The organism is Micromonospora sp. KC721 (assembly GCF_004348355.1).
GTDB lineage: Bacteria > Actinomycetota > Actinomycetes > Mycobacteriales > Micromonosporaceae > Micromonospora.
The window spans coordinates 18,057-36,476 of sequence record NZ_SMJY01000004.1; the positions used below are offsets into that span (position 1 = coordinate 18,057).

Below are 18,420 nucleotides of genomic sequence, written 5' to 3' on the forward strand. Positions count from 1 at the left end.
TGATCACGTATTCCACTTGTCTTGCCTGCCTACTGGGCCGTCCAGGTCGCGGGTACGGCGGGCCTACCGACGCGGAGCAGGACCGGTGCTGCCGCGCAGCGAGATCGGCGGGGTGAACAACAGGTGCCGGGGCTGCTCGTCGGGAGTCGCGATGCGTTCGAGGAGCAGGTCGACGGCGCGCGTGCCCATCTCGGTCGGCACGTCCGCGGCGGTCAGCGGCGGGCGGAAGTCCTCGGCCCAGTGGCGGGCCAGAACGCCGGTGATGGAGAGGTCTGCGGGCACCGCGATGCGGGCCTGTTCCAGGGCGCGTTGGATGCCCGGGAGGGCAGCTTCGTTGATGGTGACGATCGCGGTGACGTCCGGGTGTTCGTCGCGGAGCCGTTGCAGGCACTCCTCGCCTGCCGTGGCGTCGTCAGCGCAGCAGAGGTCGACTCCGGTCAGGCCACGCTGGGCGATGGCTTCGGTGAACCCGACCAGCGCACGCTGGGCGGGACCGTAACCGGAGGCGACCAGCTCGGCGGACCGGTTGACCAGTGCGATGTGGCGGTGACCGAGGTCAGTCAGGTGATGTACGCAGCGGGCAACCAGGGTGGCGTAGTCGACGTCCACCCAGCAGGTGCCTTCCGGGTTGGCGGTGTGGCCGATGGTGACGAACGGTAGGCCGGTCTGCCGCAGGCGGGTGACACGTTCGTCTTCGAGGCGGATCTCCATGAGAATGACGCCGTCGACCCGGCGACCGCTGACGATCCGTTCGAAGGACCGGTCGTGGTCGCCACCGGAGGGAGAGAGCAGCACATCGAGGTCGGCGCGGGCGGCTGCCTCGACCACGCTGGCCACGAAGCCGAGCTGCATGTCGGTCAGCCGGAGGCTGGCTGGCGGTATCACCAGCCCGAGGGTGCGGGTACGGCCCTCCTTCAGCGCGCGGGCCGCGGCGTTGGGGCGGTAGTCCAGCTCGTCGATGACGGCCTGGATGCGCCGCCGGGTCTCATCGGAGACCGCTCGCTTGCCGCTGAGCGCGTACGAGACGGTGCTGCGCGACACGCCGGCCCGACGGGCGATCTCCCCGATGTTCATCTCACTCCTCGCCCGTCGCGTCGCTGCTGTGACGCGCGTGGTCAGTTTCGCGCACCGTCCGGCCCGGCCTGTCGCTATCGGGCGCCGCGGGCAGCGAACCGATTCGACCAGCCTAGGTTTGATCGACAGCCGGTGTCAACGGGACGAGCCGAGGGCTGCGAGCCGGCCTCAGCCGAGGATACTGAACCTGCCGTCGCCTCTTGACCGGGGGTCCGGTCGGACCTATGTTCTGTCGAACCGATTCGGCGAACCGATTCGATGATCGACCCAAAGCACGTAAGCCTGCTGCCTCCCCGGGGAGCAGCCTCCCGACCGAACAAAGACAAGGGGACATGTCATGACATCGTTTGGCAGGAGCCAGCGAGCCCTCGGGGTGGCGCTGGCGGCCCTGGTCGCGGCCGGCGGCACCGTCGCGTGTTCGTCGCAGAGCGACAGCTCGGGCGACGCGGCCGGCGGGACGTACACCATCTGGGACCCGTACCCGCAGTTCGACGACAGCTCGGACTGGGTCAAGCTGCTCGCCAAGTGCGGCACCGACGCCGGGGTGACCGTGACCCGGACCGGCTACGACACCACCGACCTGACGAACAAGGCGCTGCTCGCGGCGCAACAGGGCAACTCGCCCGACGTGCTCATCGTGGACAACCCGGTGGTGTCCACGCTGGCCGAGGCCGGAACCCTGACCACGACCGAGGAGACCAAGCTCGACACCTCCGTGATGGAGGCGAACCTGCTCGGCGCCGGTCAGAGCGGCGGCAAGACGTACGGCGTGCCGATCGGCGCCAACACGCTCGCCCTCTACTACAACAAGAAGGTGCTGGACGCCGCCGACGTGGACCCGACGACGGTCAAGGACTGGGCCGCGCTGAACGCCGCTCTGGCGAAGGTGACCGCCGCCGGCAAGAAGGGAATCACCTTCTCCGCCATCGGCACCGAAGAGGGCAGCTTCCAGTTCCTGCCGTGGTTCTGGGGCAGTGGCGCGCAACTGACCAAGCTGGACTCTCCCGAGGGCACCGCGGCGGTCTCCCTGTGGACCGACTGGCTCAAGAAGGGCCACGCCCCCAACTCGGTCATCAACAACACGCAGACGACGAGCTGGCAGGAGTTCGCCAGCGGCGACTTCGCCTTCGCCGAGAACGGCACCTGGCAGTTGGGCAACGCGAAGAAGCTCGGCTTCGAGTACGGCATCATCGCGATCCCGGCCAAGGCGGGTGGTCCCGCGCCCGCGCCGACCGGCGGGGAGTTCGTCACGATCCCGGTGCAGAAGAAGACCGACCGGTACACCACCTCACAGAAGCTGGTCGCCTGCCTGACCAGCAGCGACAACCTGCTGGCCACCGACACGACGCTGTCGTACATCGCACCCACCGTGACGGTGCAGGACAAGCAGGTCGCCCAGAACCCCGAACTGAAGGTGTGGGTCGAGGCGGTCAAGGCCGCCAAGGGGCGCACCGGCGACGACCTCGGCACGAAGTACCCGCAGATCTCCGAGCAGTTGTGGAAGGCCGTGCAGGCGGCGCTGAGCGGGTCGAAGACTCCGCAGGCCGCGCTGACGGAAGCGCAGTCGGCAGCCGCCGCAGCGACGAAGTAGCGCGGACGAATGGCTTCCTCGACGCAGACGGCGTCCCGTGGCCTGGCGGCGCAGGAGCCCGCCCGGCCACGGGCACGCCCGTCCCGCCGGCCGGCGGGGGGCGGCACGGGACGGTGGGCGGCCTGGGCCTTCCTGCTTCCGCTGCTGGCCTACCTGCTCGCCTTCTACGCCTACCCGCTCTACCGCAACCTGGACCTCAGCCTGCGCGACTACACGGTGCGCTCGTTCGTGCAGGGCGACGCGCCCTTCATCGGCCTGGCGAACTACCGCGAGGTGGCCGACAACCCGACGTTCGTGCCGGCGCTGACGCACACGGTCGTGTTCACCACCGCCTCGCTGGTGCTCCAGTTCGGGATCGGCATGGCGCTGGCGGTCTTCTTCCACCAGCACTTCCGCCTGTCCGCCACCCTCCGGGCGCTTTTTCTCGTGCCGTGGTTGCTGCCGTTGATCGTGTCGGCGTCCACCTGGTCCTGGATGCTCAACAGCGAGGCCGGCGTGGTGAACACGTTCCTCGGGGTGCTCGGCATCGACCCGGTGAACTGGCTCACCTCGCCGGACTGGTCGCTCGCCTCCGTGATCATCGCCAACGTGTGGATCGGGATTCCGTTCAACCTGGTGCTGCTCTACAGCGGCCTGCAGGGCATCCCGCAACAGATCTACGAGGCCGCCGCGCTGGACGGGACCACCGGCTGGCAACGGTTCTGGCGGCTGACGTTCCCCCTGCTGCGCCCGGTCTCCGCGATCACCCTGTTGCTCGGCCTGGTCTACACGCTCAAGGTCTTCGACATCATCTGGATCATGACCAAGGGCGGCCCGGCCGACTCCTCCACCACCCTCGCCACCTGGTCGTACCAGCTCGGCTTCGGCAGTCTGCTGCCGCAGTTCGGGCCAGGCGCCGCGGTGGGCAACCTGCTCATCGTGGCGGCGCTGGCGTTCGGGCTGGTCTACATCCGCGTACAACGTCGGCAGGGAGGTACGGCATGAAGCGGGCCACCACCTGGTGGAAAACCGGAATCGGCCTGGTGCTGACCGCCCTGATGCTGTTCCCGGTCTACTGGATGGTCAACGTCTCGTTCACCCGGGACGAGGACATGCGCAAGACCCCGCCGGACCTGTTCCCGTTCCACGGCACGATCGAGGGGTACCGCGCGGTCGTCGACCAGCAACTGCCCCACCTCGGGACCAGCCTGCTCGTCGGGTTCGGGACGGTCGCTCTCACGCTGCTCATCGCGGCGCCGGCCGGCTACTCCCTGGCCAAGCTGCGACCCGCCGGCGGCGGCCTGGTGAGCTTCGTGCTCCTCGTCGCCCAGATGATCCCGGGCATCATCATGGCGATGGGCTTCTACGCCATCTACCTGAACCTGGGCGTGCTCAACACCCTGCCCGGGCTGATCGTCGCCGACGCGACGATCGCCGTCCCGTTCGGGGTGCTCATCTTCCAGGCGTTCATGTCCGGCATCCCCGAGGAGATCACGCAGGCGGCCACGGTGGACGGCGCCGGGCCGCTGCGGACGTTCTGGTCGGTCATCCTGCCGGTCAGTCGAAACGCCGGCATCACCGTCGCGCTCTTCGCGTTCCTCTGGGCGTGGTCGGACTTCATCTTCGCCTCCACCCTCAACGGCGGCGGCACCCTTCGGCCGATCACCCTCGGCATCTACAACTACATCGGCAACAACAACCAGCAGTGGAATGCGATCATGGCAACCGCGGTCGTGGCGTCGATTCCCGCGGCCGTGCTGCTGGTCGTCGCCCAGCGTTACATCGCGGCCGGCGTCACCACCGGTGCCGTGAAGGACTGACCCCACCGCAACCAGCGAAAGCGAGCATCAGCATGCCCGTCGCCCCACCCGGTCCCCAGTTCTCGGTACGGGAGATCCCGTTCAGCCACTGCGGATCCTGGTTCGACTTCTCCCCGGTCATCGCGGAGAGGACCTACGCGGACGACGTACACCTCGTGTCCCACCAGAGCGGGCTGCACCCGGTGCTACGGCTCGTCCCGCACCTCGACGGCAGCCGGGTGGACACCAGTGTCACGGCAGTGCCGTCCCGGCTGACGTGGACCCACGACGCCGGTCGGATCGAGCTGGCCTACGAGTCCACCGACACCGTACGGGTGCGCGGCACCGGACTGGGCCTGCGCATCGTCGCCGCCGCGCCGGTGCTGACCCCGTTCTCCGGGGCGTACTTCCTGCGTGACCCGGTCGACGGCTCGTACCTGTTCACCCTCTACGAGACCGGCCGGCGCTACCGCGTCACAGTGCTCTCCGGTCCTGCCGTCGCCGTCGAGGGCGCGCAGCAGCTCGGTACGGCGCAGCGGGGTGTCGTCCTCGCCGACACGGACACCTGGGAGGTGGCGATCGAGGAGTACGACAACGCCCGGCCCCCCTACCGCCCGACGCTGGCCTTCGACCAGGTCGCCGAGACGGCCACCACCGCGTTCGCCGAGTTCGTGGCGGCGGTGGCGCCCTGGCGCACCGACCGCACGCCCGCCGCCGAGCTGGCCGCCTACGTGTTGTGGTCGGCCACCGTACGCCCCGCCGGGTTCGTCACCCGACCGGCTGTGCTGATGTCCAAACACTGGATGGACAAGGTGTGGAGCTGGGATCACTGCTTCAACGCGCTCGCCCTGGCGTCCGGCCTTGCGGACCTGGCATGGGACCAGTTCCAGCTGCCGTTCGAGCACCAGGACACCTCCGGCGCCCTGCCGGACTCCGTCACGCACTCCGAGGTGCTGTACAACTTCGTCAAACCACCCATCCACGGCTGGGCGCTGCGCCGGCTCCGCCAGCGCATCCCCACCCTGGCCCGGGACGAGCTGGTCGAGGCGTACCGGCGGTTGGAGTGCTGGACCCGCTTCTGGCTGACCGCTCGCCGGGTGCCCGGGCAGGCGCTGGCGCACTACCAGCACGGCAACGACAGCGGCTGGGACAACGCCACGACGTTCGACCCGGAACGGGTGGTCGAGTCCGCCGACCTGGCCGCGTTCCTCGTACTGCAGATGCGTGAGCTGGCCGACCTGGCCGGCCAGCTGGGACTGGCCGAGCAGGCCACCTCCTGGACCGAGGAGGCCGACCAGATGCGGGCGGCGCTGCTGGAGCTGTGGACCGGGCAGGAGTTCGTCATCCGGTCCGCCGGCACCCGGCGCACCTGGACCAGCGCGAGCCTGCTGGACCTGATGCCCGTCGTGCTCGGCGACGAGCTGCCCGAAGCGGTCCGACAGGCCCTGGCCGACCGGATCAAGGCACACCTGACCCCGCACGGGCTGGCCACCGAACTGCCGACCTCACCCCATTACCAGGCCGACGGCTACTGGCGTGGCCCGATCTGGGCCCCCGCCACGGTCCTGATCGAGGACGGGCTGCGGCGCAGCGGCTTCACCGGACTGGCCGACGAGGTGAGCAGCCGGTTCCGTGCCCTGTGTGAACAATCCGGCTTCGCCGAGAACTTCGACGCCCTCACCGGCGCCGGGCTACGCGACCGCGCCTACACCTGGACGGCCAGCGCCTACCTCGTTCTCGCCGCCGCCTACGAACACCGGCGCCCACCGGGAGGCGGCAACACCCAACCTTTCCCAGCGGAGAAAACACCGTGAATCAGGCGTCACCAGGTGGTGCCACCACCTGGTGACCCGCCTGCGAAGTGGTCGGTAAGAGCATTGGCACCTACCAACCCTTGAGATGGAAGGCCTCGTCCGGGCCGCCCTCGGCGAACCGGAACTGGTCGACACCATCCCCGCCGAGACCGCGCTCGGAGCCGAACCACCATCAGGCGGCGGTGCGCGAGGCGCTCGCCGGGTTGCGGCACGTACCCGTCCGGTTGGGCGTACCGGGGTCCACCGTGCTCGTCGCCGACGCCGTAGCGTAGTCGACCGCTGGCTAGAATGGTCGTCCCGCAGGTTCGGCTGGCCTGCGGGACGAGCCTTCGGGGGGGGGTGACGTGCGACACGGAGCATGGGAACCGGCCGTCCGAGGGGTCATCTTCGACCTCGACGGCGTTCTCGTCGACAGTGAGCCCAACTACTTCGCCGCCGAGCGGCGGCTGCTCGCGGACCACGGCGTCGACTTCACGGTCGAGATGAAGCGCCCGTACATCGGGATGAGCACCCGCGAGGTGATCGTCGATCTGGTACGCCGGTTCGGGCTGCCGGAGCCGGTCGACGTCCTGATCGAGCGGAAGAACGCCCACTACCTGGAGCTGGCCTCCCGGGCCACCACCGTGTACCCGCAGACCAGCCGCCTGCTGACGCTCCTGCACGAGCGGGGGTACCCGGTGGCCCTGGCATCCGGCTCCTCGCCGGAGGTCATCGAGGTCGTTCTCAACGCCGCCGGGCTGCGCAAGCTGTTCAACGTGGTGGTCTCGGCAGACGCCGTACCGCGTGGCAAGCCGGCGCCGGACCTCTTCCTCGCCGCCGCGAACCAGTTGGGGGTGCCCCCCGAAGGGTGCGTGGTACTGGAGGATTCCGCGCCGGGGGTGCGAGCCGCGCTCGCCGCCGGGATGCGGTGTGTCGCCGTCCCGTACCTTCCCGACGACCCGCTGGATCCGGTGTACCGATCCGCTGATCTGCTGATCGCGGACGGGATGTCGGGATTTCGGGCCGAGGAGGTGTTCGACTGGCTCACCACGCGGGGCGGGCAGGGCGACCGGCCGCACGGCGACCGACCGCAGGCTTGACGGACGTCATGTCGTCGGTCTCTGGGTAAAAGAGAACCAGACCCGCTCGACGGCTGAAATGCGCCGATCCCGGTCAGGGCTGGATCCGGACGGCCCACCGCGGCGTGCTTCAACTCGATACGCCGAGCCATCCACCGCCAAGTCGTGCGGGACCGGTCCCGCTCCGGAGCAACCTAGCGCGATGATCACGCCGGCGTCGCCGGTGGCACCTCGGTCGCAGCTCGGGCGGCGGCACCGATGATCCCCACCGAGCCACCTGCGTGCTCCCCCGTCGCCTGTCGACGCCATCGCGATTCGGACAGCCGCCAGCCTGGCGACCGTCCGGAGCACTGGATGACGAGTGCAACTGTTTCCGATTCGCACTTGAACACCGACCGCACGCTTGCGGGCAGCGCCGGTCAGTCCAGCGACGACAGTACGGTACGGCGACGTCGCTGCGGCGCGCCCGGTGGCCGACACTTGGGCCAGCTCGCGGCGTGCCACGCCCGATGAGTACGTCCGCCGACGGCCCGTCCCGACTCCCGGCGACCAGCGCCCCGTCGGGTCCCGGCGGGCGCGCCTTGGGCGTCCCGCACCCGCTGCGCGGTCTGTGCGTCAGGCGGATGCGGGAAAGCGCATGGGCCTTTCGGATGCGACGCGCGACTCTCGACTGATACCGAGGCGGAACATATGCTCACCGCAATAGCCCATGTCGATCGCGACACCGGGATGCGGGTGGTGCTGGAGGCGTTGCGGCACGCCGAGTTCGACACGGCTGCCACCCAGGCGTCAGCATCCCAGCTGTGGCCTCACGATCCCCTGGGCGCGCCCACCTCCGGCCCCGATCGGCTACCTGGAAGGGTCACCACCTCCACCATGTCATCGAAGGTTGCAAAAGTTTCCGTCGTCATCCCCACGTACAACCGGTGCGCCCTGCTCGCCGAGACCCTTCGCGGACTGGCCCGCCAGAACCTGCCCACCGACGAGTTCGAGGTCATCGTCGCCGACGACGGCTCCTCGGACGCCACGCCCGACGTGGTGAAGTCCTTCGCCGACCGGTTACGCCTGAAGTACCACTTCCAGGAGGACCTGGGATTCCGTGTCTCCGCCGCCCGCAACGCCGGGGTACGGCTGGCCGACGCACCGCTGCTGGTTTTCCTCGACACCGGCGCCCTGGTTGGCCCCGACTACCTGCGACACCACCTGGCCGCACACGCCGATCCGGCCACCCCGAGGGCGGTCATCGGCTACGCGTACGCCTACCGGCCGGAGGACCCGACCCCGGGTCTCGCCGCGATGGTCGACCGGGCGCTGCCAGAGCGGGTGGTCGACATCTACAGCGGCGATCCGTCCTTTTGGGACAACCGGCACGGCGAGTTTCTCGCGTGCGACTTCGATCCGGGCCGCCGGGTGGTGCCGTGGATGCTGTTCTGGGCCACCAACTGTTCCGTCCGCACCGAGGACTACTGGGCTGTCGGAGGCTTCGACGAGGATTTCCAGCGATGGGGCGTCGAGGACATGGAACTAGGTTTTCGGCTCTTCCAGCGCAACATTCCGTTCACACTGAGCCGCTCCGCTTGGGTCATCGAAGGGCCACACGAGCGTGAGTGGGACAGCAACATGGACAGCAACCACCACAACATCGAGATGTTGCTGAACAAACACCCGGAGCCGGTCAACGAGATCGGATACGCCCTGCTCACAAAGGACCAGTACTGGTCCTGGGAGAACGACTACCGCGCCCTGCTCGACTGGGCTGCCGAGGCGCGCGACCTCGACGTCGCCAAGGAACTGCAGGAGGCGGTCGAGGGGCTGCAACCGGGTGACCGGGTCGCTGTGCTCGGCTGCGGCCCGCAGGTGCCCGCCGGCCTGTCGTCGGCGGTCCTGTTCGACTTCGACCGCGACCTGTTGGAGCGGGCTCTCGCCAACACCGCGTACACCGGTCACCACGCGCTCGGGCTACGCACGCCACTTCCCGACCACTCGGTGGACGTCGTGCTGATCACGTCGCGGCTGCGCGGAATGTTCGACCGCTGGGGGCTGGACCTCGTCCGTGAGGCCCGCCGAATCGGCCGTGAGGTCCGCGCGCCAGGGCTGGAGTCCTGATGGGCACGGCGGTGGATACCGGGCGGCTGGCCGTCAACGGTGGTCCGGCCGTCCGTCCGGCGGACCGCCCCTGGCCGGTATGGCCGGTACCCGCGCCTGAGGCCGGCCGGTACCTCCAGGAGGTGCTGCACAGCCGACGGTGGGCGATCAGCAGCCCGCACCACGGCGACCTGTTCGAACGCCGCTTCGCTCGCGAGTTCGCCGACTACCTGGGTGCCCGGCACTGTGTGCCCACCGACCACGGGTCCAGCGCCCTCGTGGTGGCGCTGGAGTCGCTTGGCCTGGAGCACGGCGACCCGGTGTTGGTGCCGGCGTTGACCTGGGCCGCGTCGGCGACCGCCGTGCTGCGGGCCGGGCTGTTGCCGGTGCTGGCCGACGTCGATCGGGAGACCGGGTGCCTCGACGCCGCCGCTGTGCGCGACGAACCGAACGTGCGGGCGGTCGTGGTGGTGCACTGGGCCGCGACGATGGCTGACGTGCCGGCGATCTCCGCAGTCGCCGACGGCCGGGGTTGCGCGGTCATCGAGGACGCCGCGCAGGCGCACGGCGCACGCTGGCTCGGCCGCGCCGCGGGCACCCTCGGCCGGCTCGGCTGTTTCAGCATGCAGCATTCGAAGGTGCTCACCAGCGGTGAGGGTGGCGCCGTGGTGACCGACGACGACGCCCTGGCCGGTCGCCTGGAGGAGCTACGCGCCGACTCCCGCCGGTACCGCGACGACCCCCGCGAGGGCGAACTCGACCTGCGGGAGACGGCCACGGTGATGGGTGCGAACTTCTGCCTGAGCGAGTTCGCCGCCGCGCTGCTCTGCGCCCAGCTGCCGCTGCTGGACGAGCAGCACGCGGTACGCAACCGCAACTACGACCGGCTCGCCGAGTTTCTCGCCGACGTGCCCTCGGTACGGCTGCTGCGGCGGCGCCCCGAGCAGGACCAGCTGTCGCTGTACGAGGTGCCGATCGTCTTCGACCGGCTGCCAGCGGGCATGGACAACGCCTGGGCCGCCGCCGCGCTCACCGCCGAGCTGGGCATGCGTGCCTATCCACCCCGGCCGCCGTTGCCGCGCAGCCCGCTGTTGCGGCCGTGGACGAAACCGGCGCTCGCGCCGCTCACCGAGCGGTTCGTCGCCCGCCACCGCGGCCGAACGTTTCCCGGCGCGGACCACCTCGCCAGCCACAGTGTGCTGCTGCACCACAGCGCGTTCCTCGGCGACGAGCAGGACATGGCGGACGTGGCGGCGGCTGTCGCCAAGGTGGCGGGTGCGGCATGACGGTCGGGACCGACCGACCGGGTGTCTCGGTGATCGTCCCGGTGAAGGGGCGGGTCGCCGAGACCCGGCGCATGCTCCAGAGCATCATGGTGGCGGCGGCACAGTGCCCGGAAACGGTCGAGACGATCCTGGTCGACGACTCGACGCCCCAGGACGCCCGCCAGCACCAGATCAACTGCGACCGGTACGGCGCCCGCTACGTGCGCGGCCCGCGCCATGTGGGCGCAAAACGCAATCGCGGTGCCGAGCTGGCCGTGCACGACCTGCTGTTGTTCATCGACTCGGACTGCCGCGCCTCGCCCGACCTGCTGCGCCGGTACGTTGCCGGGATGCGCGCCGCCCCGCCGCAGGTGGTGGGCATCGCTGGCCCGACGGTGGTTGAGCACAGCAAGACCCGGGTGTTCGAGATCATGCGACGCTCGCACCTGCTCAACGGCGACCTGGAGATGCCGGGCGCCGGCCGGCCGCTGGCCTGGGCCACCACCAGCAACCTCTTCCTGCGCCGGTCAGCCCTGCGGGCCGTGGGCGGCTTCGCCGAGCGGACCGTCGGGGCCACCGGCGGCGAGGATGTCGACCTGGGACTCCGGCTCACCGGCCGGGGCTGGATCATCCGGTCCGACCCGGACGCGCTGGTGACCCACGACCGGATGAGCACCGACACGGTCCGCTCGGTGTGCCGGCGGCTGTACGGGTACGGCCGATCCGAGCAGTGGCTGTCCACGGTGTACCCACACCTGCGCCGGCCCCGGTTGATGCCGATCGTCGCCCTCGGCCTGACCGCCGGGATCGCCGTGGTCACGGCACACCGTTCCCGGGGACGGAGCCTGCTGCTGCTGCCCGTCGCAGGCGCCACCGCGGTCGGCCTGGGCGCCGTCCTCCGGTACGCCGATGATGAGCCGCCGCGCCGGCTCAGCCATGCGGCGGCGCGCACGATGCTGGAGTGGGTCTTCGACCTCGGGGCGGTCGCGGAGGCGGTCCGCCTGCGCCGACCGGTCCTGTTGTTCACCGGCTTCCGGTCGCCCGACCGCGACCCGGCCGCATAGGTCCTGGGGAGGACGTCCTGTTGCACACGGAGAACCTGGTGTTCGGCACACGAGGGGTGCCGTACCACTACGGGTTTGACTGCGGCACCGCGCTGCTCGACACGGTGCTGGACGAGGTGGCCGGGGGGCCGGTGCTCTTCGTTGTCGACCGTGCGGTGCTGCGCCGGAAGGTGCCGGTGCACCCGTTCGTGGTGGAGGCCGTCGAGCAGCAGAAGAGGCTTTCGCTGGTGGAGACCCTGTCGGAGTACGCCGTGGAGCGCGGCTTCGACCGCGGCGGCACGGTAGTCGCCATGGGCGGCGGTCTGGTGGCCAACATCGCCGGGCTGGCGGCGGCCCTGCTGTACCGCGGGGTGCGGCTGATCCACCTGCCCACCACCCCTATCGCGGCATTCGACGCCGTGCTGTCACTGAAGCAGGCGGTCAATCTCGCCGCGGGGAAGAACCTGTCTGGTGCCTACTTCCAGCCGGCGCTCATCGCCTGCGACCTGACCTGGCTCACCACCATTCCGCCACGGGAGATGCTCACCGGGGTCGCCGAGATGGCCAAGAACGTGTTGGCCGTGGTGCCCGATGAGCGCGGCAGGTTCGTGACCGCGGTGGCGCAGCTGGACACCAGGCCCGCGGCGGCCCTGCAGGCGCTGTGGCGGATCGGCTTCACCGCCAAGAAGCCACTGCTCGCCCGCGATCCACACGAGCGACGCGAGGCCCTTGTCTTCGAGTATGGCCACACCGTGGGTCACGCGCTGGAGTTCATGTCCGGGGGCGCGATGGGCCACGGCGAGGCGGTGGCGTGGGGGATGCTGGTAGCCGCCGAGGTCAGCACCATGCTCGGCCATCTCGACGAGGAGGGCACGGAGGCGCACTACAAGGTCGTCGGCCCGCTCCGCCTACCCGCGCCGACGACCGCGCTCGACTGGGTCGACCCGGCCGCACTGCGGGCGCGGCTTGCCACGGACAACAAGCGAGGCTACCTGGCGGGCAGCGCCGGTGACGTTCCGATGGTGCTGTTGCAGGCGCCGGGGGCGACTGTGACGAGCCCGGGTGGGCTGCCGCTGACGCTGGTGCCGGACAAGATGATCCTGGCCGCGCTGGACCGGGTCCGGGCACGGGACGGGTGGGCGGCATGACCGCTCCGGTAGTCACCGAAACGTCGTCGATGCGGCTACGCCGAGCCGGCGCGCTGGTCTCTCTGGCCGTCACCGCGTTCTGCTACGTCGCGATGGAGACCCTGCCCATCGGGATCCTGCCGCTCGTTTCGGCCGATCTCAATGTCTCCATGTCCATGGCCGGCACGCTGGTTACCGGGTACGCCGTCGTGGTCGCGGTGGTGTCGCTGCCGTTGACCTACGCCACCCGGCGCATCCCACGTCGCCGGCTGATGAGCACCCTGCTGGGATTGCTGGTGGTCGCGACCGTGGTCTCGGCGACCGCACCCACCTACGGGGTGCTGCTCGGGGCCAGGGTCGTGATCGCGATCACCCAGGCGTTGTTCTGGGCGGTCGCGGCCCCCGCCGCAGCCGGGATGTTCCCCGTCCACGTGCGGGGACGGGTGATGTCGGTGGTGTTCTCCGGGGCCGCGCTCGGCCCCATGCTCGGGGTGCCGGCGGGCACCTGGCTGGGACAGCAGGCGGGTTGGCGGGTCGCCTTCCTCGCGCTGGCCAGCCTGGCGTTGGTCGCCTTCCTGGCCATCGTCATGCTGATGCCGTCGGTGCCACCCGAGCAGGAGCACGCAGCCACCGGCACCAATCCCGAGGCGCGCCGCTACGCCATCGTGATCATCACGACGGCACTGTCGGTCGCCGGACTCTTCACCGCCTTCACATACACGTCGGTCTTCCTCACCACCGTCAGCGGTCTGCCGGCGGCGGCGCTCAGCGCGGTGCTGCTGGCCCGCGGCGTCGCCGACTTCATCGGCATCAGCGCGGGCGGGTGGGCCACCGACCGTCACCAACGGCTGGCGGTCATCGTCCCGCTGGCGCTGCTGGCCGCCGCCCACCTGGGCATGTTCTGGCTCGCCGAGGCGACGCTGCCAGTCGCGGTGCTGCTCTCGCTGACAGGGTTTGCGATGGGGGCGCTCACACCGGCCCTGTCCAACCGAGTCATGGAGGTGGCACCCGGACGCACCGACGTCGCCTCGGCCGGCAACTCGGCGGCCTACAACGTCGGCATCGCCGCCGGCTCGCTCCTTGGCGGCATCGTCCTCCCCACGCTCGGGGTGCGCGCCACCGCGCTGGTCGGCGGGATCGTGCTGCTGCTGGCCCTCGCCGTGGCACTGGCCGAGACCGGGGTCGCGACAACCGCCGCGCGGCGGACCAGCCCCGTTGGCGGGAACCGGTGAACCCGGCGTGATCTAGGAAAGGACGCCTTCACCCCGTGTCGACGCCACCAGCGCGTGGTCCACCAGCCCCGGCTCCTGTCCCGACAACACGGTGGCCTACCGCCGTTCCGCCAGCGCGTCTGCTGACCGGAGAGACGACCGGCGTAGTCGGACCTCGGCGACGGGAACTGGTTGATTGACCGACAGCTCGATCTCCCGACAACGTGGACCGATGACCCGTCTCGGTGCGGGCACCCGGTGTTGCCGTTGCAGATGCAGCCTCACAGCTCACGTTCTCACGAATCTGATCTCTGACGGGGTACCATCCACATCCACTGCTTCGACATTAATGATGTCGGCGGGCCCCACCGCAACCAGCGTCACAGGCGAGTCACCGGAAACATCCACGACGGTGTCGCCGTCGACGTCGGAGATCGTGATCCCGCGATCGGGCCGACCCCAGACCTGAAGGGTGATCGCGGTGAACCGGCCGTCGCCGATGCGCTCGCCCGGTTCCACCGTGGGAATGATCGCGCCATAGCGGACGAACAGGGGAAAGGTCTCCAGTCCGTGCTTTGTCTTGATGTAACGGCCGCCCTCGACAACGGCCTTGGTCCAGTAGTCGACCCACTTCCCGACCGGCAGATAGACCATACGTTCGCCCGACGGATCGTTGACGGGAGCGACCAGAAGGTCTCGCCCGAACCGATACTCCTGGTCAGCGCTCCACGCGACCGGGTCCTCGGGATTGTCGACGTTGAGCGCACGGAGCATCGGCTCGCCGGAACGCGACGAGCGCACCGCCGCCGAGTAGAGGTAGGGAGCAAAGTGGTAGCGAAGCCTCAATGCCTGAGTGATCAGTCGTTCGACCTCGTCACTGAACTCCCACAGGTCCCGGGTCTTCGTGCCGTGGAACCGCAGCAGGGGTGAGAACGCGCCGAACTGTGCCCAGCGGACGTACAAGTCGTCGCTCGGCCTGCCATTGAAGCCACCGGCGTCGTGCGACCAGAACGGCACACCCGAGAGGCCATGGCTGGCCCCAGCCCGAATGGTCGATCCGAGCCCAGCCCAGGAAGTCTGGACATCGCCCGACCACTGGGCCGAGTGCCGCTGTCCGCCGACGAACGACGAACGCGTCCACACAAAGTCATAGCCGTGCACCTCGCGGGTCACCTCGCACACCGCGTCATTGAACAGCAGCGCGTAAACGTTGTGCAGTTCGGTACCGGTCATCCCGTTGTGAGCGACCGCGTCGGCCGGCACTCCTTCGCCGAAATCGGTCTTGTACAGCGCGGCGCCAGCACGCAGCGGAGGACGCAACAACTCCTTCCACCACTCCCTGGCCTCGGGATTGGTGAAGTCCACGATGCCGCTATCCGGCTGATACCCATGCCAAACATCAGCGACATACGTCTCCCCCACACCATTTCTGAGGAAGTAGCCACGCTCGTCACCCACGGCGAACACCGGCGACTCATGTGAGATGTAGGGGTTCATCCACAGGCAAACCTTGAAACCTTGCTGCTCGAGATCGTCGAACATCTTGTCGGGCTCGGGGAAGTTGGCGTCGTCCCACCGCATGTCCGACCAACTTCCGCCCACCTGCCAATACGTGTCGAGGTGGAGGACGTCGCAGGGAATCCCCCGCTCGCGGATCGTGGCACCGCGCGCCGTGAACCGTTGCTGGTTGTCGCGAGCGAAGCCCGAGGAGATCCAGGTGCCGAAGGCCCACTTGGGGGGCAGGACGGGAGGTGAGGTCAGACGGTTGTAGCGGTCCAGGATCTCGACCGGCTCTCCCGCGAGGATGAAGTACTCCAGCACGTCGTCGGGAACGACGATCTCGACCACGCCATGCGTGGACTGAGCCATGTCGAACTCGACAGGCGCACCGGAGTTGACCAGGACTCCGTAACCGCGGCTGGACAGGTAAAGCGGAACGTTCTTGTAGGCACGGATCGAGTCCGCGCCGAACGCGTCAAAGTTCCACATCAGCGGGCGCTGACCGCGCGCGTTCAATTGAGCGAAGCGTTCCCCGAATCCCGCGAATGCCTCGTCCGGGGTACAGGTGAAGGACTCGTGGTAGGCCACCGGCTCGCCGTTGACCAGAGAGCGACCGAACGGCAAGGTCCGCAGCCTGGTGGAGATATCCCTCTCGCCTCGATTCTGGCCCACCAGGGTCTTGGTGGTCGCGTCCGTGTAGCGCAGCGACCAAGGGCTGAGCGTGGCCACCGCACGGACCGGACCGGCGTCGACCACGACTGTCCCGCATTCGACCGACACTTTCGCGTGCTCATAGCTGTCGGCATGGACCAACTCGAGAATACGGGTCACCGTGGGCCGCGCCGCCGGCTCCGCCGACAGGCGCACCCTGACGACACCCTCCGCCGCGGCGGTCAGGTCGACATAGAGTTCCTCGCCAGCAGATGTCGTCGCCACCAGGGTGACCGAAGCAGCTGCCTGCGCGACGACCTGAGCCTCCTGCACAGCCGACAACCCCTCCTCTCCATAATCGCGCACCGGAAGCTCAGGTGGAGGCGCGACGAAGTACTCGCGTTTTACCAGCGGAGGGTGATACGGCATATGCTGCTCCCAAGTCACCATCGTGGCAGACCTCATGGCCACCACACAGACAACATGTACTACCGGCAGGCGTACTGAACCATAGCCCGCACCCGATCCGTACGGACCGATCCACGGAGCCGTCCATCGTCAAATTGAGACTGGTGAGTGCCGTATGACATCATCGTTAAGCGGAATGGGGGGCTGCGCGACCACGCAGCGCTGCCCGGAAGGGTACAGCGATTCGGCTCGGCCGTACCGGACGGCGACGGAATCGAAACCCGCACCTGCTACGGCTGCCGCGACTTCCAAGGTGCTTGCCCGGCCTCGCACCCGCTGCCTGGTGACACCCGCACGTCAGAAACTCACTCGGACCTCAGCAGGGCCAGGCGTTGAAGGTCGCGGGGCGTCCCTGCCGGCTCGTGCTCAACTGCGCAGGACGGACAGTTGAACATGTCTCGTGCTGAATCAGACCGGACTATCCACCGGAGCCCCTACCGTCCAGACGTGCGACGTGCCACCTACGCCAGGGCCCGGCGGCGATCCAGGCCGTGAACGGCAGCGCACCCACCCTGGCCGACGTCAGGGCGGCGGGGACCAACGGATCCGACCCTGCCACAACTCGTCAGGCACCCTCTGCAGATCAAACGCTCGGCCCCCAGGCTCAGCCGACCACCACCACCGAAGGGTTCCGGCCACCACCATCGCGACTCAGTCCGTCATCGTGTTTGCCCGTACCCGAGCACCACGTATGATCGCTGACAATGAGCGCGCACATTGTCCGCAAATTGACGCTCACGCCGTCAACAGCAAACTGGGTGGGCCAGGAACGCTGTTTCAGGTGAGGTGAAGCGAATTCCCGCCCGTCACCGCCCTGCATCTCGACGGCCAGCAGCCGACGATTCCGACGCAGCCAGATGAGTTCGGGGCCGACCCCCTTGGTCCACTTCTTCCGGAGGCAACATGCAGCGCGGCGCCTATTTCCTCGCCAACGACGACATCCTGGAACAGGCCATCGGATTCCTCAACAGTTTCCGGATCCACAATCCGACGATCCCGCTGTGCCTGGTGCCGTTCGCGGATAATTTCGCGCGCATCAGCGGGCTGGCCGACCGGTACAACTTCACGATCTGGCGCGACAACGACACGCTACGACGTTGCGACGCCATCAGCGAGCAGTTCCACGACGGCAGCACGATGGGCCAGTACCGAAAGCTGGCGATGTGGAGGGGACCGTTCGAGGAGTTCGTCTACATCGACTCCGACACAATCGTGCTCGAATCGATAGACTTTGCCTTCGATCATCTGTCGCGATACGACTTCGTGACCTCCCACTCCGACATTCCCCGCATACGACACTGGGTTTGGCGTGATTCGATTTTTCAGACCAACGCCCTGCGGCGCGAACAGATAGAGTACGCCGCCAACACCGGGTTCGTGGTGTCGCGTGCCGGGTTGCTCGATCCCGAGGCGGTCTGGGGGGATCTCTCCGCACCACTGTCCCTGGCGCCACACATGGAACTACTCTGCCGTGAGCAACCCCTGTTGAACTATCTCATTGTGACGTCAGGGCGGCCGTACTCGAGTCTGTGGACCATCGCCGCAGAGAAGAACGACCCAGATATCCCGCAGGAACAGTGGGCCGGCCACGATATCGGTCGGGTCGACGCGGGCCGGCTCATCCCATCCCAGGTGAACCGGGTCCTACTGGTCCATTGGGCCGGGGAGTGGCAACGATTTCGCACCGAGGGTGGAACACTTCCTTACTATGACCTGTGGCAGCACTACCGCATGATAAGCGGCGACGAGAGGTAA

The 18,420-nt window shown here is 68.5% G+C and carries 13 protein-coding genes; 11 read left to right on the forward strand and 2 right to left on the reverse strand.

Annotated elements, in window-relative coordinates:
• Positions 1 to 63: 63 nt before the first annotated feature.
• The gene (locus tag E1182_RS01305) at positions 64 to 1,074 is read right to left on the reverse strand and encodes a LacI family DNA-binding transcriptional regulator (protein ID WP_132260754.1); all 1,011 of its coding nucleotides are present in this window, start codon (positions 1,072 to 1,074) and stop codon (positions 64 to 66) included.
• Between the two features lie 337 nt (positions 1,075 to 1,411).
• Here E1182_RS01305 and E1182_RS01310 point away from each other — a divergent pair, with 337 nt between their 5' ends.
• The 10 genes from E1182_RS01310 (at position 1,412) to E1182_RS01355 (ending at position 14,067) form a co-directional block, all read left to right on the forward strand.
• On the forward strand, positions 1,412 to 2,665 hold the full coding sequence (locus E1182_RS01310) for an extracellular solute-binding protein (protein WP_132260755.1): 1,254 nt from the start codon (positions 1,412 to 1,414) through the stop codon (positions 2,663 to 2,665).
• A 9-nt stretch (positions 2,666 to 2,674) separates the two neighbouring features.
• Positions 2,675 to 3,649 carry a carbohydrate ABC transporter permease gene (locus tag E1182_RS01315; protein WP_132260756.1) on the forward strand — a complete coding sequence of 325 codons (975 nt, stop codon included), beginning with the start codon at positions 2,675 to 2,677 and terminating at the stop codon, positions 3,647 to 3,649.
• On the forward strand, positions 3,646 to 4,464 hold the full coding sequence (locus E1182_RS01320) for a carbohydrate ABC transporter permease (RefSeq protein WP_132260757.1): 819 nt from the start codon (positions 3,646 to 3,648) through the stop codon (positions 4,462 to 4,464). Before E1182_RS01315 ends, E1182_RS01320 begins: the two co-directional genes overlap by 4 nt.
• 32 nt (positions 4,465 to 4,496) lie before the next feature.
• Positions 4,497 to 6,257, forward strand: coding sequence for an amylo-alpha-1,6-glucosidase (locus E1182_RS01325; protein ID WP_132260758.1), 1,761 nt, complete (start codon positions 4,497 to 4,499; stop codon positions 6,255 to 6,257).
• 344 nt (positions 6,258 to 6,601) lie between these two features.
• Positions 6,602 to 7,336, forward strand: coding sequence for an HAD family phosphatase (locus tag E1182_RS01330; protein WP_132260759.1), 735 nt, complete (start codon positions 6,602 to 6,604; stop codon positions 7,334 to 7,336).
• Between the two features lie 855 nt (positions 7,337 to 8,191).
• Complete coding sequence (locus tag E1182_RS01335; RefSeq protein ID WP_132260760.1) at positions 8,192 to 9,421, forward strand: glycosyltransferase; 1,230 nt, start codon at positions 8,192 to 8,194, stop codon at positions 9,419 to 9,421.
• A complete protein-coding gene (locus E1182_RS01340; protein ID WP_132260761.1) occupies positions 9,421 to 10,686 on the forward strand; it encodes a DegT/DnrJ/EryC1/StrS aminotransferase family protein in 1,266 nt (421 codons plus the stop codon). Before E1182_RS01335 ends, E1182_RS01340 begins: the two co-directional genes overlap by 1 nt.
• Positions 10,683 to 11,729 (forward strand): glycosyltransferase family 2 protein, encoded by a 1,047-nt coding sequence (locus E1182_RS01345; RefSeq protein ID WP_132260762.1) that lies wholly within the window; start codon positions 10,683 to 10,685, stop codon positions 11,727 to 11,729. Before E1182_RS01340 ends, E1182_RS01345 begins: the two co-directional genes overlap by 4 nt.
• A 38-nt stretch (positions 11,730 to 11,767) precedes the next feature.
• A complete protein-coding gene (locus E1182_RS01350) occupies positions 11,768 to 12,856 on the forward strand; it encodes a hypothetical protein (RefSeq protein ID WP_165942464.1) in 1,089 nt (362 codons plus the stop codon).
• Entirely contained in the window at positions 12,853 to 14,067 is a 1,215-nt protein-coding gene (locus E1182_RS01355; protein WP_132260764.1) for an MFS transporter, read from the forward strand. The genes E1182_RS01350 and E1182_RS01355 overlap by 4 nt, the downstream gene beginning before the upstream one ends.
• A gap of 267 nt (positions 14,068 to 14,334) precedes the next feature.
• Here the strand turns inward: E1182_RS01355 and E1182_RS01360 are convergent, their stop codons facing one another.
• Entirely contained in the window at positions 14,335 to 16,647 is a 2,313-nt protein-coding gene (locus E1182_RS01360) for a TIM-barrel domain-containing protein (RefSeq protein ID WP_243705965.1), read from the reverse strand.
• Positions 16,648 to 17,568: 921 nt separating this feature from the next.
• Here E1182_RS01360 and E1182_RS01365 point away from each other — a divergent pair.
• Complete coding sequence (locus E1182_RS01365; RefSeq protein WP_132260765.1) at positions 17,569 to 18,420, forward strand: hypothetical protein; 852 nt, start codon at positions 17,569 to 17,571, stop codon at positions 18,418 to 18,420.